Below are 23,227 nucleotides of genomic sequence, written 5' to 3' on the forward strand. Positions count from 1 at the left end.
AACGTCCGGTGATGAGACGGTCGAACGTCCGGACGCTCGCGGCGGCGGGCACCGCACTGCTCGCCACGACGCTACTCGCCGGAACCGCGCTCGCTCACGGCGGCGGCCTGCGCGCGGCCGCCGGGACGCTCTCGGTACCGACGTGGCTGTTCCTGCTGACGGGCGGGGGCGTCGTCGGCGCGTCGTTCCTGCTCGCCAGTTTCGTCACCGACCGGGCGTTCATCCGCGCGGTCCACAGCTGGCGTCGGGTGGCGGGGATGCGCCTCGACGGCGTGGTGACGCTGACCCGGGTCCTCTCGGTCGCGGCCCTGCTCGGCGTCGTCGTCGTGGGTCTCGAAGGCCCGCAGTCGATGTTCCGGAACGCCGCAATTCTGTTCGTCTGGGTGGGCTGGTGGGCCGGATACGTCGCCACGGTCTACCTCGTGGGCAACAGTTGGCCCGCACTCAACCCGTGGCGGGCCGTGAGCGAATGGGTGCCTTCGCTCGACCGCGCCTACCCCGAGCAACTGGGCGCGTGGCCCAGCGTGGTCGGCCTCCTAGCGCTGGTCTGGTTGGAAGTCGTGAGTCCGCTGGCCGACGACCCGCGGCTACTGGCGTGGGTCGTGGTGGGCTACTCGGTCATCACGCTGGCGGGGGCGCACGTCTTCGGTCCGGACCGATGGTTCGGGAGCGTGGACCCGGTGGCGCGACTGTTCCGGTACTACGGCCGGGTCGCGCCGATTCAGCGCGGCGAAGACGGGTTGGCCGTCGGGCCGCCGGGCGCGGCGCTGACCGACGCTCGACTCGCGGACGGCCGCGACGAGGTAGCCTTCGTGGTGGCGATTCTATGGGTCACGACGTACGACGGGTTCGTCGGGACGCCCCTCTGGGTGGACGTAGCGCAGGCCGCGGTCGGCGTCGGCGTCCCCGCGGTCGTCCTCTATCCGGTCGCACTACTCGCCGGGTACGCCCTCTTTCTGGGCGTCTACTGGCTCGCGGCCCGGTCGGCCCGCGAGACCGCCGAGACGTACCTGACGCCCGACGCCATCGCCCGGCGGTTCGCGCCCTCGCTGTTGCCCATCGCGGCCGGATACCACCTCGCGCACTTCCTCGGCCTGTTCGTCTCGCTGTCGCCCGCGCTGCTCGCGGCGCTGTCGAACCCCCTGAACCCGCCGATAAACCCCTCGGTGGTCGTCCTGCCGAGTTGGTTCGGGATGCTCGCCGTCGCGTTCGTCCTGCTCGGACACCTGCTGGCGGTCTGGGTCGCGCACACGAGCGCGTACGAGGTGTTCCCCGGCCGGTTGCAGGCGGTCCGGAGTCAGTACCCCTTCGTGGTCGTGATGGTGCTGTACACCATGACGAGCCTCTGGATAGTGTCCGCACCGAGTGCCGAACCGCCGTTCGTCTGAGTATGACCGGAGAGACCACCACCGAAGAGACCGAGGTACCGCCCGGCGAATCGCCAGCGGAGTGTCCGTACTGCGGTCGCCCGCTGGAGAGCGAGGAGTTACTGGTCCTCCACGAGGGCATCGACCACTGGGACCGACTCGACGACGAGCGCCGCGAGGCGTTCCGCGAGACCTACCAGCGGGAGAACGACGACCTGCGAACCTTCCGGCTGAAACTGCTCGGCCTGTTGGTGCTGGTGTACTTCGTCTTCCTGTTCGTCTACTCGTGGGAGACCACGGACCCCTACAGCGTCGTCACGGTGATACCCGTCTGAACGCGCGTCGCATCGCCGCGAGTTCGGTCGGACGCGAAGACGTTCGGACGACGCCTGAAGGCCCCGTAATTCGGGAACGGTGCCCTTTAGTCGCTACTCGCCCGAGTCGTAGCTATGGACGAACAACCCGGATTGAGTGACGAATACCGCAAAGCGAGTCCGTGGCCGCTGTTCGTCGCCTTCGGACTCGCCATCTTCGAGGTCGGCATCGTGTGGCCGCTCTTCCCCGTGGCGGTCGGCGGTCTCCTGCTGTTCGTCGGGAGCGTCGTCGGCATCCTCCGCGAGTCGGGGTACATCGCCGACCCGTGGAAGGGACTGGTCACCGCGTCGGTCTTCTGTCTCGCTGCCGGCGGCGTCATCACCTACGCGACGTCGGGGTCGATACACCTCCGCGGTCTCGCCATCCTCGTCGGCGGCGTCATCATCCTCTTCGGCGGCGTCTTCGGGTCGTTCTGGCAACCCCAGAGCGTCTGACCCGACGCGCCCGGCCCGAACGCGCGGGTCGGCCGAGACGAATCGGCAACCTATTTGGGACCCCCGTGGTTACCGTCGTACATGGCAACCCCCATCTTCGACCGGGAGACGTGGCTCGACATTTCGGTCAACATCATTCCGCTCTGCATCATCGGCTTCTTCGTCGTGCTGTTCACCGTCGCGTCGCCGTGGGCCATCGAGGGACTGACCTCGTCCATCGGGTTCGCACTGTTGGTCGTCCCCTTCGCACTGCTGGCGTACCTGACCTACTTCTCGGCGAAACTCATCGAGGACGCCGAGTCGGAGTAACCCGCGGATTCTGCGTCGTCCGTCTCGGTAATTGCCGGGCAAGCGTCGAAGGCCCGATAGTGAATCGTGACTGACTCGTCGCGCTAATCTTTGCCAGTCGTTCGCACGAAACTCCCCGATGCAGTCGGGTCGTATCCTAACCTTTCTTTACCTTGTAGTCCTGACCTCGGCGTATGGTAGAAGCCGGACAAATAGCACTTACCGTCGTCATGGGGGTGCTCCTCTTCGGAGTCGCCGCGTTCCTCTCGAGACTCGAGGACTGGCGCTCCTACACGCCCCTCACGACCGGCGGCGGGTACGTCGGCGAACAGACAGGGCAGGTTCATCACGAGAAGCCTGCCGGAATCGTGCGTTGGTTGACTACCGTGGACCACAAGGACATCGGCATACTCTACGGTATCTACGGGCTGTTCGCGTTCGCGTGGGGCGGCATCGCGGTCCTGCTGATGCGGGCCGAACTGGCCGCGCCCGCCGAGAACTTCATCGGCGCGAACTTCTACAACTCCCTGCTGACGACTCACGGCATCACGATGCTGTTCCTGTTCGGGACGCCCATCATCGCGGCGTTCGGGAACTACTTCGTTCCGCTGCTCATCGACGCGGACGACATGGCGTTCCCCCGTATCAACGCCATCGCCTTCTGGCTCCTCCCGCCCGCGGCGATTCTCATCTGGGCCGGGTTCCCGCTGGCGACGCTGACCAGCGGCGACGTCCAACCAGCCCAGACCGCGTGGACGATGTACACGCCGCTCTCGGTCGAGCAGACCAACCCCGGCGTGGACCTGATGCTGCTCGGTCTCCACCTCTCTGGCGTCTCGGCGACGATGGGTGCGATAAACTTCATCGCGACCATCTTCACCGAACGCGGCGACGACGTCGGCTGGGAGAACCTCGACATCTTCTCTTGGACGATGATCACCCAGTCGGGGCTCATCCTGTTCTCGTTCCCGCTTCTCGGGAGCGCACTCGTGATGCTCCTGCTGGACCGGAACTTCGGTACCCTGTTCTTCGCCGCGGAAGGTGGCGGTCCGATTCTCTGGCAACACCTGTTCTGGTTCTTCGGCCACCCCGAGGTGTACATCCTCGTGCTGCCGCCGATGGGACTGGTCAGTCTCATCCTGCCGCGGTTCTCGGGCCGGAAACTGTTCGGGTTCAAGTTCGTGGTCTACTCGACGCTGGCAATCGGGGTCCTGAGTTTCGGCGTCTGGGCGCACCACATGTTCGCCACCGGCATCGACCCCCGGATTCGGGCGAGTTTCATGGCGGTGTCACTCGCCATCGCGGTACCCAGCGCGGTCAAGACGTTCAACTGGATCACGACCATGTGGAACGGTCGGCTCCGACTGACCGCGCCGATGCTGTTCTGCATCGGGTTCGTCCAGAACTTCATCATCGGCGGCGTCACGGGCGTCTTCCTCGCGTCCATTCCGGTTGACCTCGTCCTTCACGATACCTACTACGTGGTCGGCCACTTCCACTTCATCGTGATGGGCGCGATTGCGGTCGCCGGGTTCGCGGGCATCTACTACTGGTTCCCGCTCGTCACGGGCCGGATGTACCAGCGTACTCTCGCCAAGTGGCACTTCTGGCTCACCATGATCGGAAGCAACGTGACGTTCATCGCCATGCTCCTGCTGGGCTACGGCGGGATGCCCCGGCGCTACGCAACCTACGTCTTCGGTAACTCGGAGCTGGTGTCGATGTTCACTAACCTCCACATCATCGCGACGGTCGGCGCGTTCATCATGGGCTTCGGCCAACTCATCTTCGTCTACAACCTCGTCACGTCGTGGCTCGAAGGTGCCCGCGTCCGCAGCGGCGACCCGTGGGACCTCGAAGACGACGGCATGAAGACCAAGGAGTGGACGTGGTTCGAGCGCAAGCGCGAGACCGCACTCGCCGACGGCGGCGAGGAAGTCGCCACCGACGGCGGCGAACGCGAGTAGGTCGAGCGTGACCCTCGTCGGAGCCTCGCTCCGACGGCGGCGAAGCGGTCGAAGAAGACGCGTAGAACGGCGTTCGAGACCGCGGTTTTCTGTTCGCGTCGGGCTCTGATTTTCGGTTCGTTCGTATCGGACAGCGCTAACTACGGAAACTCGTCGGGGAGGGACTCCCGGCCTGTCCGGGGAAGACGGTTCGGCGTCCGCGACGCGTCGTCGGTCACGTCACCGCCAGTACGATTCCCATCGTGAACATGAGGATGGCGATGCCGCCGAGGATGTATGCCAGCATGTCCTTCTCGGTCATAGTGGAGGTAGGGCGCGAGCGGATGAAAAGGCTAATCCTTCCGCCGTCCCGACTCTCGACCGTGAGCGAGACGTTCGGCGGACGGTCGTTCGTGGTCGCGTTCTACGCCCTCATCGTCGCCATCACCGGCGTCGTCGGGGCGGTGCTGGGCGTGGCCGGTCCCGACGACCTCACCCCAGTAACACTCCTCGGACTGGTCGAACTCCAACCGACGCCGCTCGGTCTCGCGGTGTACGGCATGGTCACGGTCGGACTGGCGCTCGGCGTCCCGCTGGCGCTGGTCGTCGTCGTCTCGAACCGCGCCGACGCCGACCGCCCCGGCGAGAACTCCTGAACGCGGCGGGCGGCGCGCGAACAGGGTCGGATTCTCCGGGACGGAGCGGACGACGGTTCGAAGACGAACTACTTCTGCGGTGCGTATCGAACCGGAAGGGAACGCGCTCGAACGTCCGATTTCCAAGGCCAACACCTAAGGTCGCCTTCCTCGTCGTTGGAAACATGTATCACGTCGTCATCGCCGTGGACGAAGAGTCAGACCGCGCGCGCAGACAGGCCCGAGCGGTCGCCGACCTCCCCAGCGCGGCCGACGAAGTGCGAGCGACCCTGCTCCACGTCTTCACCGAGAACCCCGGCGGCGCGTCGGCGACGCAGGTCGGGTCGGTCCGCCGCGCCGAGGAGATACTCGACGAGGCGGGTGTCGAGGTCGAAATCGCGGAGCGCAGCGGCGAACCCGCGGCGACGGTCCTCGACTTCGCCCAGAACGAGGACGCTGACTGCATCTGCGTGGGCGGGCGGAGTCGCTCGCCCGCCGGAAAGGCCATCTTCGGGAGCGTCTCCCAGTCGGTCATCCTGCAGTCCGACCGGCCGGTCATCGTCTCGGGGTCGACCGAGGAGTAGGCGGGCGGCAGACGAGACGGTCTCGCTCAGTCCCCGAGGACCGCTTGTAGGCGCTCGGCCACCGCGTCGGCGTCGCTCTCGCGGACCGTCGAGCGGGCGTCACCGTCCACCACGACGAATCCCGGTGCCGACGCCACGTCGTGGCATCGGCAGAACTCGACCGCCACCTCGCCGTCGATGCCAGCGACCGCGACCCCGTCGGGTATCGCGTCGAGAATCGTCCCGAGGTCGGCCTTCGTCGCTTCGCAGGGGTCGCAGAAGCGCTTCCAGACCGACACCACCGCTCGGTCGCGTCCGGCGAGAAACGCGTCGGGGTCGTCGGTCACGTCCGGGATTGCTGACGGGACCGGCGAGTCCGGGACCGCCTCGTGGACCATCCCGGCCATCGCCGCGAGGTCGGACGGGGAACGCGACTCGTCGTCGTCGAGGTGGGACTGCACGGCGAGGTAGCAGACGAACTCCGAGCGCGTCACCCCCCGTTCGGCGACGAGGTCCGCCGCGGCGTCGGCGTCCGGCAGGCCGAACGTCGCGGCCACCGCCTCGTGGAACTCGGCGTCGCTCACCCCGACGTAGGAGTCGTGGTAGACGGCGCGGGTGTCGTCGAACGCGTCGGTCGTCCGGACCCCGCCCTCGCCGACCGCGAGTACGTCCTCGGCGACCAGCGCGTCGAACAGCGCTTCCGCTTCGTCGGTCGTCACCGCCGTCTCTCTCGTTCGAGTTCGTTCGTCGCTCGCTGCCTCAGACGCCGAGGTATCGGTCTCTCGTTTCGTCATTGTCGCGTAGTGCGGCCGCGGTTCCTTCGAAGACGATGCTTCCTTGGTCGACGACGTAACATCGGTCGGCGATGTCCATCGCCGCGACGGCGTTCTGCTCGACCAGCAGAATCGTGGTGCCCGAGTCGCTGATGCGCCGGATGGCGTCCTCCACGTCCGCGATAATCTGGGGTGCCAGTCCCTCGTACGGTTCGTCGAGCAGGAGCAGGTCGGTGTTCTGCTTCAGCGCGCGGGCGATGGCGAGCATCTGCTGTTCGCCGCCCGACAGCGTCCCGGCTTTCTGGGTCTTGCGCTCTCGCAGGCGCGGGAACTCCTCGTACACCTGCTCGGTCGTCATGCCGACGTGTTCGACCTGCACCTGCCCGAGCGACCGCCCGACGGTGTTCGACCGGTTCTCCGAGACCTCCGCGAGGTGGAGGTTCTCGGCCACCGTGAGGTTCGGGAAGACGCGCCGCTCCTCGGGCACCAGCGAGATGCCCCGCGCCGAGATGTCCTCGGGGTCCATCGCGGTGACGTCCTCGTCCTTGAACGAGATGCGGCCCTCCCGAACGTCCGGGGGGCGCGCCCCCGAGATGGAGCGCAGCGTCGTGGTCTTGCCAGCGCCGTTCCGCCCGAGGAGCGCGCAGACCTCGCCCTCCTCGACGGTCAGCGACACGTCCCGGAGGATGTGGCTCTCGCCGTAGTAGGCGTCGACGGCGTCGAGTTCGAGCAGGCTCATCGCGGGTCCCCCGTCACGCCTCGACACCTCCGAGGTACGCCTCCTGCACGTCCGGGTCGCCCTGAACCTCCTCGGGGGACCCCTCGGCGATGACGCTCCCGCGGTTCAGCACGACGATGCGGTCCGAGACGTTGAACACCACCTCCATGTCGTGTTCGACCAGCAGGATGGTCAGGCCGAGTTCCTCCTTGACCTCCTCTATCAGCGCCACCGTGTCGGCGGTCTCCTCGGGCGACATCCCCGCGGTGGGTTCGTCCATCAGCAGCAGGTCGGGTTCGCTCGCCAGCGCGATGCCGATCTCCAACCGGCGCTTGTCGCCGTACGGCAGGTCCGCGGCCGCCACGTCGCGCTGACCGAGCAGTCCCACCGCGTCTAGCGTCCGGCGGGCCAGCGCGTCCACCTCGCCGTAGTTGTCGCGGTGCCGGAGGAAGTTGAACCGGAACGAGCCGTGTTCGGCCGCCAGCGCCGCGATTTGGGCGTTCTCCTCGACCGTGAGTTCCGGGAAGATGGAGGCAGTCTGGAACGACCGGCTCACCCCCTTCTGGACCACCTCGTGGGGGTCGTCGCGGAGTATCGACTCGCCCTTGAACGAGATGTCGCCCTCGCTCGCGTCGAGCATCCGGGTCACGAGGTTGATGAACGTGGACTTGCCCGCGCCGTTCGGCCCGATGACCGAGATGGACTCGCCCTGTTCGATGGAGAGGTCCACGTCGTCCACCGCCACGAGTCCGCCGAACGACTTGGTGAGACCTCGGGTCTCCAGCAGCGCCATCACCGACCACCTCCCAGTCGCCGGAGGGCGCTGCCCGCGTCCTCTAGCAGACCCCAGATGCCCCGCGGGAACAGGACGACGACCGCGACGAACACCAGTCCGAGGATGAGGTGCCAGTACGCCCCGAAGCCGTCCATCAGGACGATGGGTTCCTCGACCAGCGTCAGATACTCCGAGGGACCCGTGAACGGGACGGTCAGCTTCTGGACCCCGCTGACGATGTTCTCGACGTAGAGGTACACCCCCGCGCCGAGTATCGGGCCGAACAGCGACCCGACGCCGCCCAGCACCGACATGATGACAACCTCGCCGCTGGTCGTCCAGTAGAACGACGACAGCGGAACGTACGCGCTGTAGATGGTGAACAGGCTCCCCGCAACGCCCGCGAAGGTGCCCGAGATGACGAACGCCATCAGTTTGTAGCGCCAGACGTTCAGGCCGACGAACTCGGCGCGCTGGTCGTTCTCCCGGATGGCCCGGAACACCATCCCGTACGGCGAGTGGAGGATGCGGTTGGCGGCCGCCACGCACAGCACCGCGACGGTCCCGACCAGCACGTACTTCCACGTCCCGACCAACCACCCGAGTCCCGGCACCGGATACCGGAGTTGAAAGACGCCCAGCAACTTCCCGAGTTGGACGCCCGTGAAGCCGTTCTCCCCGCCCGTAATCCACGCCAGCGGCGACAGCGCCATGTAGTAGGCCATCTGGCCGAACGCCAGCGTCAGGATGGCGAAGTAGATGCCGCCGCGCCGGAGCGAGACGAACCCCAGCACCCACGCCGACAGCGCCGCGAACGTCGTGCCCGCGAGGATGACGAGAATCGGACTCGACGACACCTGCGCGCTGAACACGCCCGCGGCGTAGGCCGCCCCGCCCCAGAACGCGGCGTGACCGAACGACAGCAGGCCGGTGTACCCCAGCAGGAGGTTGAACCCCATGGCGAAGATGCCCCAGATGAGGATGAGCGTGGCGAGGTCCTGATATCCCCGGAGGACGCCGCTGATTACCGGCGCGCGGGCGAACAGCCACGGGAATATCGCGACCGCGACCGTGGTCACGCCGACGACGAACCACTCGCTCTCGGTGACGCGTTCCCACGAGGGGAGTTCGCGGTCGGTTCGCTCGACGACGGTCCCGGCGTCCTCGGCGGCGTCGGCCGTCTCGGTCGGTTCGTCGCTCACGGGGCCACCTCCTCGGTCCCGAGCAGTCCCTGCGGCCGCGCCAGCAGGACGACGGCCGCCAGCACGTAGATGCCGACCTGCGACCACTGGGGCGCGACGGCGACCATAATCGCCAGCGTCTCGCCGATGAGGATGCCCCCGAGGACCGCGCCCGTGATGGAACCGACCCCGCCGATGACGACGACGAGGAACGAGGGGACCAGCACCTCCGTCCCGATGTTGGGGTTGACCGCGTACAGCGGCCCGCCGACCACGCCAGCGACGCCCGCCAGCGCCGCGCCGACGCCGAACACCATCAGGTAGGGCCGCGAGAGTTTGATGCCCAGCAGTTCGACCATCTCGGCGTCGCGCGTCCCCGCGCGCACGACCAGACCGAAGTCGGTGTACTCGATGAGACCGTAGACCAGCACGACGACCGCGGCCGTGATACCGATGATGTACAGTCGCCACTCGGGGAAGGTGCCCACGATGGGGAGGTTCACCTGTCCGCTGGCCCACGCCGGTCTGGCGAAGTTGTAGCTCTGGCCGCCGAACAGGATTTTGAACACCTCCTGGACCACGATGGCCAATCCGAACGTGAGCAGAATCTGGTCGGTGTCGGGCCGGTCGTAGAACGGTCGGGCGACGAACCGCTCCATCAGCAGGCCGACGCCGAACACGAGTATCGGGACGAGAACGAGCGCCGGGAGGAACCCCCACCCGAGACCCAGCGTCGTGTACCCCCAGTCGGCGAGTTTCCCGCCGGTCGGGGTGATTTCGAGCGTGATGAGCAGTCCGGCGTAAGTCCCGATGAGGTAGAGCGCCCCGTGGGCGAAGTTGACGAACTTCAGCGTCCCCAAGATGATGGACAGACCGATTGCGACGAGGACGTAGATAGCGCCCTGCTGGAGTCCGTTCAGGAACGTCTCTACCACGGCCTCGACGAACAGCGGCCCGCCGACTGGCGTCACGGTCTCACCCCCGCTCTGTCTCCGACTCTCGAACGACGATACGTTCTCCCCACCATGTCTGTGTGGTATCCTCTCGCAAGCATAAAGGTTGGTTCCTTCGTTTGAACCCCGAGAAGGGGTCGGCTACGTCACTGGTACGGTCCGAGGTCGCACTCGGCGGCCGGTCCCTGGTCGCAGGCGTATCCGAGTTGGCCCTTCGGCGTGAGGTTGACTATCTCGTAGAACTGGCCCTGCTGTTGCTCGTTCGCGGACAGGCCCTTCACGACCGGGACGGCGCGCTGGGCCTGGTGGTCGCATTTCCGCATCGTCTCTTGGCCCATCCCGATGTTACTGTACTGGTAGCCCTCCAACTGCTTGATTACCTCCGGCGGGTAGAAGGTGCCCGCGCGCTCCACCGCGGCGGCGTACTGGAGCGTCTGGGAGTAGGCCAACTGGGCGACCCCCGACGGGACGCGGTTGTACTTCTGCTGGAAGGCCTGCGAGAACTGGTTCGACGGCGGGTTGTCTATCTGGGAGTCCCACGCGACGGTGCCGTACACTCCCTCGATGGCCCCGCCCGCGGCCTGCGCCATCGGGCGGTTGTACAGCGGGACGATTATCTCCATGTCCTGGTCCAGCCCCATCTCCTTGGCCTGGGTCAGCGAGTTCGACCCGTCCAGCCCGTAGTGGTCGAGGAACAGCACGTCGGTCTTCTCTCGGGGCACCTGCGAGAGGTACGACGAGAAGTCCTTGGTCCCCAGCGGCGTGGCGACGCTGTTCAGTTCGGTCCACCCCGCCTCGCCGAAGAACTGGCTCATCGACGACTGGACGGTCTGGCCCCACGTGTAGTCGGCGTACAACTGGTAGAAGTTGTTGCTCTGGCCGTACTCCTGCGTGACCGGCGGGACGAGCGCCTGCGCGGTCATGTAGGCGTTGAACATCTCCCGGAAGGAGTAGCGGACGCAGGACTTGCCCGTGGTGTCGTTCGAGTGGGTCAGACAGCACATGTACTGGACCTTCTCGCGCTGGGCCAACTCCTGAATCGCGATTGCCACCGCGCTCGAGGACCCGCCCGAGAGCATGATGGCTTGGTCGCGTTGAATCATCCGACGAGCGGTCTGTCGGGCGGTGTCGGCGTCCGTCGCGGTGTCCCCCGTGACGAACTCGACTTGGTCGCCCAGAATCCCGTCGCCCGACAGGTCGCTCCAGTTGTCCACCCAACCGCCCCCGTTGTTGAGGTGTTCGACGGCCAACCGATACGCGCGGAGTTCGTCCTGTCCCTCCGACGAGTACGGTCCGGACTGGGGGACCGTGAACCCGAACGTCGGTTGCCCCTGAACCGGGAAGTTCCCGATGGGCGGATACTCCTGTGCGCTCGCGCTCCCGGCGACCCCCGCGATTCCGGCGAGACCGGACGCTCCGGCCATCTTCACCACGTCTCTGCGCGACACGTCGATTTTGTCTCCCCGTGCCATGCTATCACAGGACGAGAACATCATTAATAATTATACGGGAATATTCCGGGCGAGCTGGTGTAAAATATCGGTGGAATCGGCAGGTAGCGAAGATGTGACGCGGGTTCTCGTAACACTTGCCTGAACCACACAGTTATTACGTAAGAGACCGCTCTTGTCTCGGGTCTGACTAGATAGCGAAGTAGTTACGCCCGGAAAATAGTCGCGTCCGAGTCCGAGACCTACTGGTCTCGGAGTTACCCCTGCCCGACCATGCGGTCCTCGTCCTCCCACTCGCGCTCGCGGAGTTCGTACTTCTGTATCTTTCCCGTCGCGGTCGCGGGGAGGTCCTCGACGAACTCCACGCGGCGGACCGCCTTGTAGGAGGCCATACGCTCGCGAGTGAACTCCTGTATCTCTCGTTCGGTCACGCCGGGGTCGTCGGGGTCGCCCGACGCCGGGACCACGAACGCCTTGGGCGTCTCGCCCCATTCGTCGCTCGGGGCCGGGATGACCGCCACGTCCGAGACCGCCTCGTGGTCGAACAGCGCGTCCTCGATTTCGATGCTGGAGATGTTCTCGCCGCCCGAGACGATGATGTCCTTCTTGCGGTCCTGAATCGACACCGTTCCGTGGTCGTCGATGACTGCGAGGTCGCCGGTGTGGAACCACCCCTCGCGCCGTTCGGTGAACGCCTGCTCGGTCGCCTCGGGTTTGTTCCAGTAGCCGTCCATCACCTGATTGCCCCGGACCACGATTTCGCCGATGGTCGAGTCGTCGCGGGGCACGTCCTCGCCGTCCTCGTCCACGACGGCGACCTCCGTGCCCAGCACGCCCATGCCTTGTCGCTTCTTGAGGGCGAAGCGACTGTCGTCCTCGGCGTCCATCAGTCGGCGGGCGTCCGAGATGGTGACCAGCGGGCCGGTCTCGGTCAGGCCGTAGAGGTGCTTGAGGTACCACCCGAACTCGTCCTCGACGGCCCGTATCGTCGCCTCGGGCGGGGCCGACCCCGCGGTCGTGACCCGAACGTCGCTGTCGCCGGTCATCTCGGGGCGGCCGTTCTCCTCGTAGTAATCGACGAGCATGTTGAGGACGGTCGGTGCGCCACAGAGGAACGACACGTCCTCGGTCCGAATCGCCTCGACGACGCGCTCGGCGTTCACGCCGCGCGTGCAGACGTGCTTGGCTCCCATCCCGGTAATCGCGTAGATGTGGCCCCACCCGTTGACGTGGAACATCGGCAGGGTCCAGAGGTAGACGTCGTCGTCGTAGAGTTCGTGGTGGACCGAGAGGATGTACGCGTGGAGCGTCTCGGTCCGGTGGGTCCGCATCACGCCCTTCGGGTCGCCCGTGGTCCCGGACGTGTAGTTGATGGTGACGACCTCGTCCTCGGCCATCTCCGGCCGCCGGAAGCCGTCGGGGTCGGCGTCGGCGACGACTTCGTCCAACTCCTCCCAATCGCCCTGCGCCGCGTCGGCGTCGTTGCTGATGAAGACCTCCGTGGGCACGTCGTCGCGCACGGCGTCGATTTTGTCGGCGTACTCGTAGTCGGCGACCACGGCGTCTACGTCGGCGTCGTTCAGGATGTACTCGTAGTCGTCCGGCGCCAGCCGGTAGTTCAGGGGCGTGTGGACCGCGCCCAACTCGAAGGCCGCGTAGGCCGATTCGAGGTGGTAGTGCGTGTTAGGGTCCAGCACGGCCACCCGGTCGCCCTTCTCGACGCCCCGGTCGGCCAGCGCGGCCGCGAGTCGGTCCACCCGGTCGCCCAACTCGTCGTAGGTGTAGCGCTCGCCGGTCGTCGCCACGACGGCCTCCTGGTCGCCGTAGTGGGTCCGCGCTCTGTCGAGGAAGTCCGTCACCAGCAGCGGTTTGTGCATGCGGTATAGTTCATCAACTTTCACGATATAAATTGGGGTGGCGGTAAGTAATTCGACGGACGACGAGACCCTCGCAGTCCGGTCGGTGACAGAACGTCTCGGAGCGTGTCTCCGTCAGCTCGATACACCGACGAGCAGTCTCTCGGGGACTCGAATCGTTCGTCATCCCGCGATCCATTCCACTCTCGGTTCCGTGTCTCGTCCTCGCGTGCTTGCCCACCGCGCCCCCGTCCCCATGCAACTGCGACGTCGTTTCGACCGCCGGGAACGCCCGTCAAGTATTCCCCCGCGAACCGCGAACCCTTGCCGTGAGCATCACGCAATCGATGCGCGACATCGACCGCGCGGTCGAAGACGCCGTCGGAACTCGCGAGCGCTACGAGTCCGAGCGGAAGGGTCGGTCGCGCCGCCGCGTCTACGAGAAGTCCATCGAGGAAGTGCGCAGAACCGCGGGCGAAACCGAGGCCGAGCGATTGGCGCAGTGGATAGAGACCGCGATTCGCGACGGGAGGGAACTGCCGTCGAGTCGGAGGGTGCGCAAGAAGGGCGCGGAGTTCTGCCGCGACGTGGGCGAGTCGGTCTCCGCGAACGACTGGCTCGGGACGTGAACCCGCAACCCGTTCTCAGTCGTCGTTCCGGGGCGGTCGCGACCGGTCGCCCGTCCGCATCCGGCGGAGTTCGGCTTCGAGTCGTTCCGAGTCCCCGTCGAGGGTCTCCCGCGCGAAGTACCAGACCCCCTGATTGAACGCGACGGGACAGACCCCGTTCTCGGCGCACGCCTCGACGATTCGCTTCGCCAGCGTCTCGTCGTCGGCGTCTCCGAGGTCCGGCCAGAGCAGTCGTGCGGTCCGCGTCACCCACGTGGTCATCGGTTGGAGTCGGTGGCGGTCCTCGCGTCTCAGGTCGGACGCCGCGCCCGAGAGCCACACGGCGTCCCGGAGGAAGAACGTCGCGATGCCCGGTCCGACGCCCCGAATCGACGTGAGTCGGTCGTAGGGAACGGTCAACCGACCGTGGTCGCCGAGTTCCCGTCCGACCCACCGAAACAGGTTGCCCTCGCGGTTGGCGAGTCGCGCGGCGTCCGTGACGACGCCGCGGTTGAGTCGCTCGTAGACGCCCGTGTCGGTGCGCTCGCACTCCCGTCGGAAGTTGTCCCACAGTTCGTCCGGGTCGATTTCGCCTCCGGACTCCGTCCGTTCGAGGGCAGACACTGCGCGGTGCTGGTACCCGGCTCTCATCCCACCGGCGCGGTTGAACCCGTACACCCGGAAGAAGAGTTTCAGACTCGTCCGTGCGTCGGCGGAGGCGGCGGTGTCCCGGTCCACCTCGAACTCGCTGACCAACTCGCCGAACGTCCGCCGCCGGTACTGCTCCGCGAATCTGGCCAGACGGAGTACCGCGGGGTCGGTTTCGACCATGCCAGCGAGTTCGTGCGCGTCGGCGAAAAGTAAAACCCGATTACTCCGCACGTAGCCTGTCTCTACTCCCCGTCCTCTCAGTGACCGAGCCGACCTCCGTCAGTCGCCGCTGACCTTCCGCTGGATGTCCTCGACGACGTCCGGGTTCCGGAGCGTGGAGGTGTTGCCCAGTTCCTCGTCGTTGGCGATGTCTTCGAGGAGTCGGCGCATGATCTTGCCCGAGCGGGTCTTAGGGAGTTCGGGCGTGAAGATAACTGCCTCGGGTCGCGCGATAGGACCGATAGCGTCCTCGACGCCCTCGACGATGCGGTCGCGCATCTCGTCGCCTTCCTCGTAGCCGTCTTCGGTGATGACGTAGGCGTAGACAGCCTCGCCCTTCACGTCGTGCTTTCCGCCGACGACGGCGGCTTCGGCGACGCCTTCGACGCCGACGATGGCGCTCTCGATTTCCATCGTACCGAGGCGGTGGCCCGAGACGTTCAGCACGTCGTCCACGCGGCCGAGGACCGTGATGTAGCCGTCCTCGTCGATTTTCGCGCCGTCTTCGGGGAAGTAGACCCAGTCGTCGGGGTCGTCGCTGTCGGTGTCGGAGTACTCCGCCCAGTATTCCTGCACGTAGCGCTCGTCGTTCTGGTAGAGCGTCCGCAGCATCCCCGGCCACGGCTTCTGGACGGTCAGGTATCCGGCTCGCCCGGCCTCGACTTCCTCGCCGTTCGTGTCCACTACCCGCGCGTCAACGCCCGGGAGCGGCGGTCCCGCGCTTCCGGGCTTCATCGTGTTGACGCCCGGCAGGGTCGTGACCATCATGCCGCCGGTCTCGGTCTGCCACCACGTGTCCACGATGGGGCAGTCCTCGCCGCCGACGTGCTTGTAGTACCACTTCCATGCCTTGGGGTTGATTGGCTCGCCGACCGTCCCCAGCAGGCGCAGACTCGACAGGTCGTGCTGGTCGGGGTGCTTCTCGCCCCACTTCATGAACGCCCGAATCGCGGTGGGGGCGGTGTACAACTGTGTCGCCCCGTACTCCTCGATGATCTCCCAGAGGCGGTCGCGTTCGGGGTGGTCCGGCGTCCCCTCGTACATCATCGTCGTGGTGCCCAGCGCGAGCGGACCGTAGACGATGTAGGAGTGGCCGGTGATCCAGCCGATGTCCGCCGAGCAGAAGTACGTGTCCTCGGGCTTCACGTCCAGCACGGCCTGCGACGTCCACGCCGTCCACGCCAGATAGCCGCCGGTCGTGTGCTTGACGCCCTTCGGTTGCCCCGTCGTGCCCGAGGTGTACATCAGGAACAGCATGTCCTCGGCGTCTCGCGACACCGGTTCGACCTCCGCGCCTTCCTGCTCCTCCACGAGGTCCTGATAGTAGTGCTCGTTCGATTCGAGGTCGTGCCCGTGACCGTGTTCGCCGAGTCGGTCCACGACGACCACGTCAGACACGTTGTGACCCACGTCGCCGAGGCCCTCGCGGGTCTTCTCGTAGTGGTCGAGCGCGTCGCCCCGCCGGAAGTAGCCGTTGGCGGTCACCAGATACTCGGAGTCCGCGCTCTCCATCCGAGTCGCGAGGGCGTCCGCGGAGAAGCCCGCGAAGACGACGCTGTGGGGCGCGCCGATGCGGGCGCATGCCAGCATGGCGATGGGGAGTTCGGGAATCATCGGCATGTACATCGTCACCACGTCGTCCTCGCCGACGCCCATCTCCTTCAACGCGGCCGCGAACTCGTTGACCTCGCGGTGGAGTTCCTCGTAGGTGTAGGTGCGGTCGTCCTCGTCGCTGGGTTCGCCGACCCACTCGATGGCCGCCTCGTCACCCCGGTCGTCCAGATGACGGTCGAGGCAGTTCGCCGAGGCGTTCAGCTTCCCGCCGGTGAACCACTCGTAGAACGGCGGGTTCGAGTCGTCCAGCACCGTGTCGTACTCCTCGTCCCAGTCGAGGAGTTCGGCCGCCCGCTCCCAGCACTCGGGCCACTCCTCCTCGAACTCCTCGTAGACCGAGGCGTCCGAAACGTTCGCCTGCGAGACGAACTCCTCGGGCGGCTCGAACTCGTCCTGCTCTTCGAGCCGTGCTTCGAGTTCGGCGGTATCGTCTGGCATAGGTTCGTCATACTACTCACTCAGGAGAGCAATAAATGTTGGCGAGAGTTAGCACACCTGACGGCGGGGAACGCCGCGCGTTCCCGAACGCAGGCCGCGATACTCCGCGATTACGTAGCGCCTGCGGGATTCGCTTCGACCCCGCGTCACTCAGTCGTTCGACTCGCATCGGTCAGTTCAGCGCGTCCACTTCGTCGGTGAGGTCGGCGGGTTCGTCCACCGGCCCTCTGACGAAGAGACTGTGAGCGATGACCAGCGCGGCGACCACGCCCGCGATGATTACCGCGGTCGAAAGCGCGAGCGAGGTCAGCACGCCGACGACAGCGCCGACTCCCATCGTGGCGAAGATGGCGACCAGCACGAGGTCGTAGTACTGCACGGTGTAGTTCATGTGAAACCTGACGCCACGCTACCGAAAGAAGGTTGGGTAACGCCGCCCCGGCGGCGTCGGTCAGTCCCCCTTCGCGACTGCTTCGTCCGTCCACTCCGGTTTCTTGACCGTGACGTTACTGACCTCGACGAGGCGGAACTCGGTTCGCATGTATACGTCCGGTCCGCGTCCGCCCTTCGTGAGGTTCATCGAGATACGACGGACGAGTCCGTCGCGACTTACGAGGACCGACCCCGAGACGTTCGTTATCGAGTCCGAGAGGACGAACTTTGCGTCGCTGTCGAGACCCGCGAGTCGGTACTTCACGAACAGTTTCCCGTCTCGTCGGACGAGGCTGGGATTCTCGTACTGTCCGGTCCGCAAACGCGATTCGAGGAACGACACCATCGCCGTCCTCGGCTGGAACTCCGCCACGGAGTTCGGTGGAACGGTGCCAGTCCTGTATTCGGTTTCGCCTGCGACGTACTTCTTGTAGAAATCGGTCCCGTTGAGATACGAGACGGTCATTCTGCGGTCTCTCTCGGAGGACTGGTTCGTGTATCGGTACTTTTCGTCCGTTTCGAGGCTTCTCTTGACTATTTCCGTGGTGTGGTGGGTTTGGGTCCCGTCTTCGAGAACTCGGGACTTGTCGAACCGAAGCGTGTAACTACTGTTCCGGATGACGCGTGCGTAGTTCTCGGTAAGCGCCGTGGCGTTCCCGATTCCCCGCCGGTTCACGCTCTCGGGCAACGTTACGTCTTCGAGCGTCATCGGCGTCGTCGTAGTCTCCGGGTCTCCGATGTTCACCGTGTCAGTCGTCTCGGCAGCGGTACGTCGTTCGCCGGACAGTGGCGAGTTGCATCCCGCCAGTAGCAGCACTACGATGACTGCGATAGTGCAGACCGTCTCTCTTCGCGACATATCGACCGATTCCTGAGTTCAGGGTGGTAAAAGTCTGTCCGTTTGCTGCCAGAAACGCGCGACTGTTCGTGACCGACGAGTATCGAGGTCGCGTCAGGCCACGCTGACCGTCTCCTGATAGCTCCCGTACTCGGCCTCGAACACCTGCATGATTTCGCCCATCGTCGCGTAGGCCTTCACCGCGTCGACGATGGCGGGCATCACGTTCTCGCCGTCGTCGATGGCGTCCTGCAGGTCGTCCAGCGCGGCCTCGACAGCGTCGTCGTCGCGCTCCGCCTTGACTTCCGCGAGGCGGTCGAGTTGGCGCTGCTGGGTCTCCTCGTCCACCTTGAGGATGTCGGGGCGGGTGTCCTCCTCCATCTCGTACTTGTTGACGCCGACGACCGTCTCCTCGCCAGCCTCGACGCGTTCCTGATACTCGTAGGAGGCGTCCTGAATCTCGCGGTGGAAGTAGCCCTGCTCGATGCCTTCGAGGACGCCGTCGCGGACCGACCCGTCGCCCATCTCCTTTATCTCCTCGATGTAGGCCATCGCCTTCTCCTCGGTCTCGTCGGTCAGGCTCTCGACGGCGAACGACCCGCCGAGCGGGTCCGCGATGTCGGCCGCGCCCGACTCGTCGGCGATTATCTGCTGGGTTCGGAGCGCGACCCGCACGGCCTTCTCGGAGGGGAGCGCGAGCGCCTCGTCGAAGCTGTTGGTGTGGAGGCTCTGAGTACCGCCGAGGACCCCGGCGAGCGCCTGAATCGTCACCCGGACCACGTTGTTCAGGGGCTGCTGGGCGGTCAGGCTCTGGCCCGCGGTCTGGGTGTGGAACTTGAGTTGCTTGCTGGCCTCGGCCTCGGCACCGTACCACTCCTCCATGACGTTGGCGTAGATGCGCCGGGCGGCGCGGAACTTGGCGACCTCCTCGAAGATGGAGTTGTGCGAGTTGAAGAAGAAGGAGAGTTGCGGGGCGAACTCGTCCACGTCGAGACCCCGGTCCATCACGTCCTCGACGTAGGCGAACCCGTCCGCGAGCGTGAACGCGAGTTCCTGCACCGCGGTCGACCCCGCCTCGCGGATGTGGTAGCCCGAGATGGAGACCGGCTTTATCTTGGGCGTCTCCTCGACGGCGAACTCGATGGTGTCGGTGACGATGTCGAGGCTGGGTTCGGGCGGAATCACCCACTCCTTCTGGGCGATGAACTCCTTGAGCATGTCGTTCTGGAGGGTGCCTCGAATCTCCTCGCGAGGGACGCCCTGTTTGTCGGCCAGCGCGATGTACATCGCGTAGATGACCGGCGCGGAGGGGTTGATAGTGAAGGAGGTGGAGACCTCGGCGAGGTCGATACCGTCGAACAGAATCTCCATGTCTTTGAGCGTGTCCACGGCGACGCCCTCCTTGCCGACCTCGCCGTCCGAGAGGGGGTCGTCGCTGTCCTTGCCCATCAGACTCGGCATGTCGAACGCGGTGGAGAGACCGGTCTGGCCCTCGTCGATGAGGTAGTGGAAGCGCTCGTTGGTCTCCTCGGCCGTGCCGAACCCGGCGAACTGGCGCATCGTCCACGTCCGCCCGCGGTACATCGTGGGGTAGACCCCGCGGGTGTAGGGGTCCTCGCCGGGGAAGCCCAGATCCTCCTCGTAGTCGATGTCGGCCACGTCGTCGGGGGTGTAGAGCCGGTCCACTTCGAGGTTGGACACCGTGGCGAACCGGTCCTTGCGCTCGCCGTAGGCGTCGAGTACGGGACCGAGGGTCTCTTCCTCCCACTCCTCCTTCGCGTCGCGTATCTCCGCGAGGTCGTCCTCGTCGTACATACTCGTAATATTTGCACCAAGGATAATGAATCTGCGTGACTCGTTCGGGTTACCGGAACTGACGGCGGCGAGCGACCAGCGCGACGCAGAGCAGTGCGACGGCTGCCAGACTGAACCCGAGGGGGGTTCGGGTAGGCGTCGAAGTCCTGCGGGAGGTAGCCGAGTACGGAGCGCAGTTCGTTCGGCGACTCAGTGACGTCGGTCCCGTTCCACCGAATCGTCCCCTCGGTCGGTTTCGTGACCGTCGTACTCATCTCCATGAGCGTCGATTTCCCCGCACCGTTGGGTCCGAGTAGACCGACGACGCCCGATTCGAGTTCCATCAACACGTCTCTGAGCCCCCACACGTCGGGTGCCCACCGCTTACCGAGATTCGATATCGAGAGATTCATATCGTGTAGTTTGTGTGAAATCACGACGTCTTGATAGTTAATACTCGCCTAGCACGCCGCGCTCTCGGGCCTTCGTTTGGATGACGCGGAAGATACCGTAGCCGAGACCGAGATAGGCGAGTCCCACCGCGACGAGCAGGCCGAGGTCCGCGGTCGGTATCTCCAGCAGACTCTTCTGCTCGCTCATAGCCTGCCTGAGCAGATAGCTCCCCAGCGCGAATGGCGCGAACTTGAGCGCGGCGAACTGCTCGACCGGGGCCGCGATGAGTGCGATGAACGCGAACTGCATGAGTTGGAACGTGCTCTCGATTCGCTTGTAGAGCAGGGCGAGACCGCCGAAGACGTAGCCTAACCCGACTGCGGGCGCGAGCGTCAGGATTATAATCGGTGTGATGGTGAGCAGGTCGAAGCTCAGCGTGACGCCGGTCGTGAGAAGCATCAAGGCGAGAAGCATCGCCGCGATAAACAGGCTCACGGAGACGTTGACGACGGTCTTGACGCCCACGATTCGGTCGAACCCGAGCGGCGACATGTACAACTGTTCGAGCGTGCCCCATTGGGCCTCGTTCGTGATGTTGTTCGCGATGGACGAGTAGGCGCTCAGGATGAGCATCCAGAGGAAGTACCCGACGATGATGCCCTCTATCGACCGGGTGATGGCCGCACCCGCAATCTGCTGACCGCCGAAGAACATCACCGCGAACAACAGGTACATGCTGACTATCCGCGAGACCGTGTTGACGAGGTACCGCCGCATCAGGGTGAGCGACTTGCGGAGCGAGGCGCGACTGAACAGATAGAGATGGTGGAGACTCACGCTCGCCCCTCCACTCTCTTGGCCGCGTCCTCGGTCTCACCGTACTCGGCTTCGCCGGTCACTTCGAGGAACACGTCTTCGAGGTCGGGTTGGACGACCGAGACCGACCGGGGCGTCAGGTCGAACTCCTCGAGAACGTCCATCAGGTCGTGTACTCGCTCGCGGTCGTCCATCGAAACCTCACAGACCGTCCAGTCGCCGCGCTCGCGCCACTCGGTCACGTCGAACTCGCTTTCGAGCGCCCGTCGGGGCGTCGTCGGAACCGCCTCCTCGAAGACCACCTCGTAGGCCTGCGTCTGGAACAGTTGTACCAGTTCCGTCACGTCCTCGTCGGTGACGACTTCGCCCTCGTCCATGATGATGATGCGGTCACAGAGGTCCTGCATCACGTCCATGTCGTGACTGCTCAGGATTACCGTCCGATTCTCCTGCGTGACGAGGCGTTCGAGTTCCTGCCGAAGGTCGTGGGACGCTTCCACGTCGAGACCCAGCGTCGGTTCGTCCAGAAAGAGGACGGGGGTCTGGCGGACGAGCGCACAGGCGAGGGCGGTCTTCTGCTTCATGCCCCGCGAGAGGTCCTTGACCACCTCGTCGGCCTTGTGGTCGATGTTCAGCAGTTCCATCAGTTCCTCGTGTTCCTCGCGGTGGTCCCGCGGGTCGATGCCCTGCAGGGACGAGAAGAACGAGAGGTTCTCCCGAACGGTCAGCCGCCAGTAGACGTTCCGCGCGCCCTCGAGGACGGCGCTCAATTTCTCGTAAATCTCTTCGTTCCCGTCGTGGACGTTCACGCCGTCGACCTCTACTTCGCCCTCGTCCGGCAGGACGACACCGAGTATCGACTTGATGGTCGAAGTCTTCCCGGCCCCGTTGGGACCTAACAGGCCGACGACGGACCCCCGCTCCACCGAGAAGGAGACGTCGTCGACTGCGACGACACTGCCGTCGCCGTACGTCTTTCGCAGGTCCCGAACCGAGAGGACCGGTTGTTTTTGTCGGCGTTCTGTTGAATCCATACTTGAGAGAACTGCGCATCGCGTGTAAAATTTTCCATCTCAGATCAAAACGAATCCGCGCGAACGGCGTGTTCGGTCCCGCTATGGTCGGTATTCGTCGTCCGGAAACGCGACGACGTGTTCGCAAGATGTGTAAACTACCTGTATTTTCCCGAGAGGCGCGTCGGGAAGGTGAGAAACACGACGCCCAGAAGAGCGCCCGACTACTGCAACCGCTTCGTCGTCTCCACCAGCGGGTGGCGGGCGTAGTCTACGACCGTCACGTCGTCCAGCGAGTCGAGACCCTCCTTCTCGGCGGTCTTCTCCATCCCGAGTTCCACGTCCTCGTCCACGAGGATGACGTAGGCGTCCATCTCCTCGACGTCCAGTCTGTCGGCCGCCATCACGCGGTGGTGACCGTCGGCCAGCAGGAAGTCGCCGTCGGCGCTGTTCGGGGCGGCGTCTATGACGACGAGCGGTTCGGCCAGTCCGCGTTCGAGTTCGTAGGTCCGGCCCTCCAACTCGTCGGCGTAGACCTTCCCCTGCGTCGGAGTGAGGTCGTCGAGCGGGACCTCCTTGCGGGTCTGTTCGACCTCGGTGTCGTGGATAGATTCGAGAGTCCGCATCAGTTTGCCGACCTTCTCGGGCGTCGCTCGCTCTATCTGAGAGCGAATCACGTCGGTGTTGGAGATGATGCCCACGAGGTTGCCCGCGTCGTCCACCACGGGGAGTTTCTGGATGCCCGACCGGAGGATGACGCGCGCGGCGTCGTTCACGTTCATGTCGGGGTGGGCCACGATGAGGTCCTTGCTCATCACCTTGAATATCGGTTCGCGGTCGTCGGCGAGCAGGAGGTCGCGCGCGCTGACGAACCCCTCGACTCGCCGCCCGTCACAGACCGGGTAGCCGTTGTGTTCGTCGCTTTCGACGATGCGACGCGCGACCTCGTCCACGGTGGCGTCGGGCGATACCGTCGCCACGTCGCGGGTCATGTAGTCTTTGACCTTCGGCTTGCCGTCGGCAGTCCCGCCGTCCGCTACGGCCACGTCCATGACTGGTTGGATGCGGTCGCGGGTCAAAAGGATTCCCGCTCGCC

The 23,227-nt window shown here is 65.2% G+C and carries 23 protein-coding genes and 1 pseudogene; 8 read left to right on the forward strand and 16 right to left on the reverse strand.

The window, feature by feature from the left end:
* The first annotated feature begins 11 nt into the window (after nt 1-11).
* From NGM06_RS11555 to NGM06_RS11585, 7 genes are all read left to right on the forward strand, one after another.
* The gene (locus NGM06_RS11555) at nt 12-1,388 is read left to right on the forward strand and encodes a hypothetical protein (RefSeq protein WP_254267106.1); all 1,377 of its coding nucleotides are present in this window, start codon (nt 12-14) and stop codon (nt 1,386-1,388) included.
* 2 nt (nt 1,389-1,390) lie between these two features.
* Nucleotides 1,391-1,702, forward strand: coding sequence for a DUF7410 domain-containing protein (locus tag NGM06_RS11560; protein WP_254267107.1), 312 nt, complete (start codon nt 1,391-1,393; stop codon nt 1,700-1,702).
* Nucleotides 1,703-1,816: 114 nt separating this feature from the next.
* The gene (locus NGM06_RS11565) at nt 1,817-2,176 is read left to right on the forward strand and encodes a DUF7541 family protein (RefSeq protein ID WP_163521335.1); all 360 of its coding nucleotides are present in this window, start codon (nt 1,817-1,819) and stop codon (nt 2,174-2,176) included.
* 81 nt (nt 2,177-2,257) lie between these two features.
* Entirely contained in the window at nt 2,258-2,485 is a 228-nt protein-coding gene (locus tag NGM06_RS11570) for a DUF6684 family protein (protein ID WP_163521336.1), read from the forward strand.
* A 173-nt stretch (nt 2,486-2,658) separates the two neighbouring features.
* Nucleotides 2,659-4,431 carry a cbb3-type cytochrome c oxidase subunit I gene (locus NGM06_RS11575; RefSeq protein ID WP_254267108.1) on the forward strand — a complete coding sequence of 591 codons (1,773 nt, stop codon included), beginning with the start codon at nt 2,659-2,661 and terminating at the stop codon, nt 4,429-4,431.
* 362 nt (nt 4,432-4,793) lie between these two features.
* Nucleotides 4,794-5,066 carry a DUF7520 family protein gene (locus NGM06_RS11580; protein WP_254267109.1) on the forward strand — a complete coding sequence of 91 codons (273 nt, stop codon included), beginning with the start codon at nt 4,794-4,796 and terminating at the stop codon, nt 5,064-5,066.
* Nucleotides 5,067-5,230: 164 nt separating this feature from the next.
* On the forward strand, nt 5,231-5,629 hold the full coding sequence (locus NGM06_RS11585; RefSeq protein ID WP_254267110.1) for a universal stress protein: 399 nt from the start codon (nt 5,231-5,233) through the stop codon (nt 5,627-5,629).
* Nucleotides 5,630-5,655: 26 nt separating this feature from the next.
* Here NGM06_RS11585 and NGM06_RS11590 read toward each other — a convergent pair whose 3' ends face one another.
* The 7 genes from NGM06_RS11590 to NGM06_RS11620 all read right to left on the reverse strand — a co-directional run bounded on the left by NGM06_RS11590 (nt 5,656) and on the right by NGM06_RS11620 (nt 13,336).
* Nucleotides 5,656-6,327, reverse strand: coding sequence for a thioredoxin (locus NGM06_RS11590; protein ID WP_254267111.1), 672 nt, complete (start codon nt 6,325-6,327; stop codon nt 5,656-5,658).
* A gap of 40 nt (nt 6,328-6,367) precedes the next feature.
* A complete protein-coding gene (locus NGM06_RS11595) occupies nt 6,368-7,120 on the reverse strand; it encodes an ABC transporter ATP-binding protein (protein WP_254267112.1) in 753 nt (250 codons plus the stop codon).
* Nucleotides 7,121-7,133: 13 nt separating this feature from the next.
* Nucleotides 7,134-7,892: an ABC transporter ATP-binding protein gene (locus NGM06_RS11600; protein WP_254267113.1), complete on the reverse strand. Its 759-nt coding sequence runs from the start codon at nt 7,890-7,892 to the stop codon at nt 7,134-7,136.
* Nucleotides 7,892-9,076: a branched-chain amino acid ABC transporter permease gene (locus tag NGM06_RS11605; RefSeq protein WP_254267114.1), complete on the reverse strand. Its 1,185-nt coding sequence runs from the start codon at nt 9,074-9,076 to the stop codon at nt 7,892-7,894. Before NGM06_RS11605 ends, NGM06_RS11600 begins: the two co-directional genes overlap by 1 nt.
* On the reverse strand, nt 9,073-10,026 hold the full coding sequence (locus NGM06_RS11610) for a branched-chain amino acid ABC transporter permease (protein WP_254267115.1): 954 nt from the start codon (nt 10,024-10,026) through the stop codon (nt 9,073-9,075). Before NGM06_RS11610 ends, NGM06_RS11605 begins: the two co-directional genes overlap by 4 nt.
* A 128-nt stretch (nt 10,027-10,154) precedes the next feature.
* Nucleotides 10,155-11,480: a substrate-binding protein gene (locus NGM06_RS11615; RefSeq protein WP_254267116.1), complete on the reverse strand. Its 1,326-nt coding sequence runs from the start codon at nt 11,478-11,480 to the stop codon at nt 10,155-10,157.
* 236 nt (nt 11,481-11,716) lie between these two features.
* Nucleotides 11,717-13,336: a long-chain-fatty-acid--CoA ligase gene (locus NGM06_RS11620; RefSeq protein WP_254267117.1), complete on the reverse strand. Its 1,620-nt coding sequence runs from the start codon at nt 13,334-13,336 to the stop codon at nt 11,717-11,719.
* Between the two features lie 308 nt (nt 13,337-13,644).
* Here NGM06_RS11620 and NGM06_RS11625 point away from each other — a divergent pair, with 308 nt between their 5' ends.
* Nucleotides 13,645-13,944 carry a hypothetical protein gene (locus tag NGM06_RS11625; protein WP_254267118.1) on the forward strand — a complete coding sequence of 100 codons (300 nt, stop codon included), beginning with the start codon at nt 13,645-13,647 and terminating at the stop codon, nt 13,942-13,944.
* 15 nt (nt 13,945-13,959) lie between these two features.
* Here the strand turns inward: NGM06_RS11625 and NGM06_RS11630 are convergent, their stop codons facing one another.
* From NGM06_RS11630 to NGM06_RS11670, 9 genes and pseudogenes are all read right to left on the reverse strand, one after another.
* Nucleotides 13,960-14,754 carry a hypothetical protein gene (locus tag NGM06_RS11630; RefSeq protein WP_254267119.1) on the reverse strand — a complete coding sequence of 265 codons (795 nt, stop codon included), beginning with the start codon at nt 14,752-14,754 and terminating at the stop codon, nt 13,960-13,962.
* Between the two features lie 99 nt (nt 14,755-14,853).
* Nucleotides 14,854-16,845, reverse strand: a complete 1,992-nt coding sequence (acs, locus tag NGM06_RS11635; protein WP_254267120.1) for an acetate--CoA ligase — start codon at nt 16,843-16,845, stop codon at nt 14,854-14,856.
* A gap of 172 nt (nt 16,846-17,017) precedes the next feature.
* Nucleotides 17,018-17,236: a DUF8015 family protein gene (locus NGM06_RS11640; protein ID WP_254267121.1), complete on the reverse strand. Its 219-nt coding sequence runs from the start codon at nt 17,234-17,236 to the stop codon at nt 17,018-17,020.
* A gap of 60 nt (nt 17,237-17,296) precedes the next feature.
* Complete coding sequence (locus NGM06_RS11645) at nt 17,297-18,136, reverse strand: DUF7537 family lipoprotein (protein WP_254267122.1); 840 nt, start codon at nt 18,134-18,136, stop codon at nt 17,297-17,299.
* 93 nt (nt 18,137-18,229) lie between these two features.
* The gene (locus tag NGM06_RS11650) at nt 18,230-19,930 is read right to left on the reverse strand and encodes an acyl-CoA mutase large subunit family protein (RefSeq protein WP_254267123.1); all 1,701 of its coding nucleotides are present in this window, start codon (nt 19,928-19,930) and stop codon (nt 18,230-18,232) included.
* 188 nt (nt 19,931-20,118) lie between these two features.
* Nucleotides 20,119-20,322: pseudogene (locus tag NGM06_RS24145) on the reverse strand (ATP-binding cassette domain-containing protein); the annotation flags it as partial.
* 37 nt (nt 20,323-20,359) lie between these two features.
* Nucleotides 20,360-21,139 (reverse strand): ABC transporter permease, encoded by a 780-nt coding sequence (locus tag NGM06_RS11660; RefSeq protein ID WP_254267124.1) that lies wholly within the window; start codon nt 21,137-21,139, stop codon nt 20,360-20,362.
* Nucleotides 21,136-22,152: an ABC transporter ATP-binding protein gene (locus NGM06_RS11665; RefSeq protein ID WP_254267125.1), complete on the reverse strand. Its 1,017-nt coding sequence runs from the start codon at nt 22,150-22,152 to the stop codon at nt 21,136-21,138. Before NGM06_RS11665 ends, NGM06_RS11660 begins: the two co-directional genes overlap by 4 nt.
* Before the next feature lie 203 nt (nt 22,153-22,355).
* Nucleotides 22,356-23,183, reverse strand: coding sequence for a CBS domain-containing ParB/RepB/Spo0J family partition protein (locus NGM06_RS11670; RefSeq protein ID WP_254267126.1), 828 nt, complete (start codon nt 23,181-23,183; stop codon nt 22,356-22,358).
* Between the last annotated feature and the right edge of the window lie 44 nt (nt 23,184-23,227).

This window comes from Halorussus aquaticus, from assembly GCF_024218795.1.
In the GTDB taxonomy this organism is placed as follows: Archaea; Halobacteriota; Halobacteria; order Halobacteriales; family Haladaptataceae; genus Halorussus; species Halorussus aquaticus.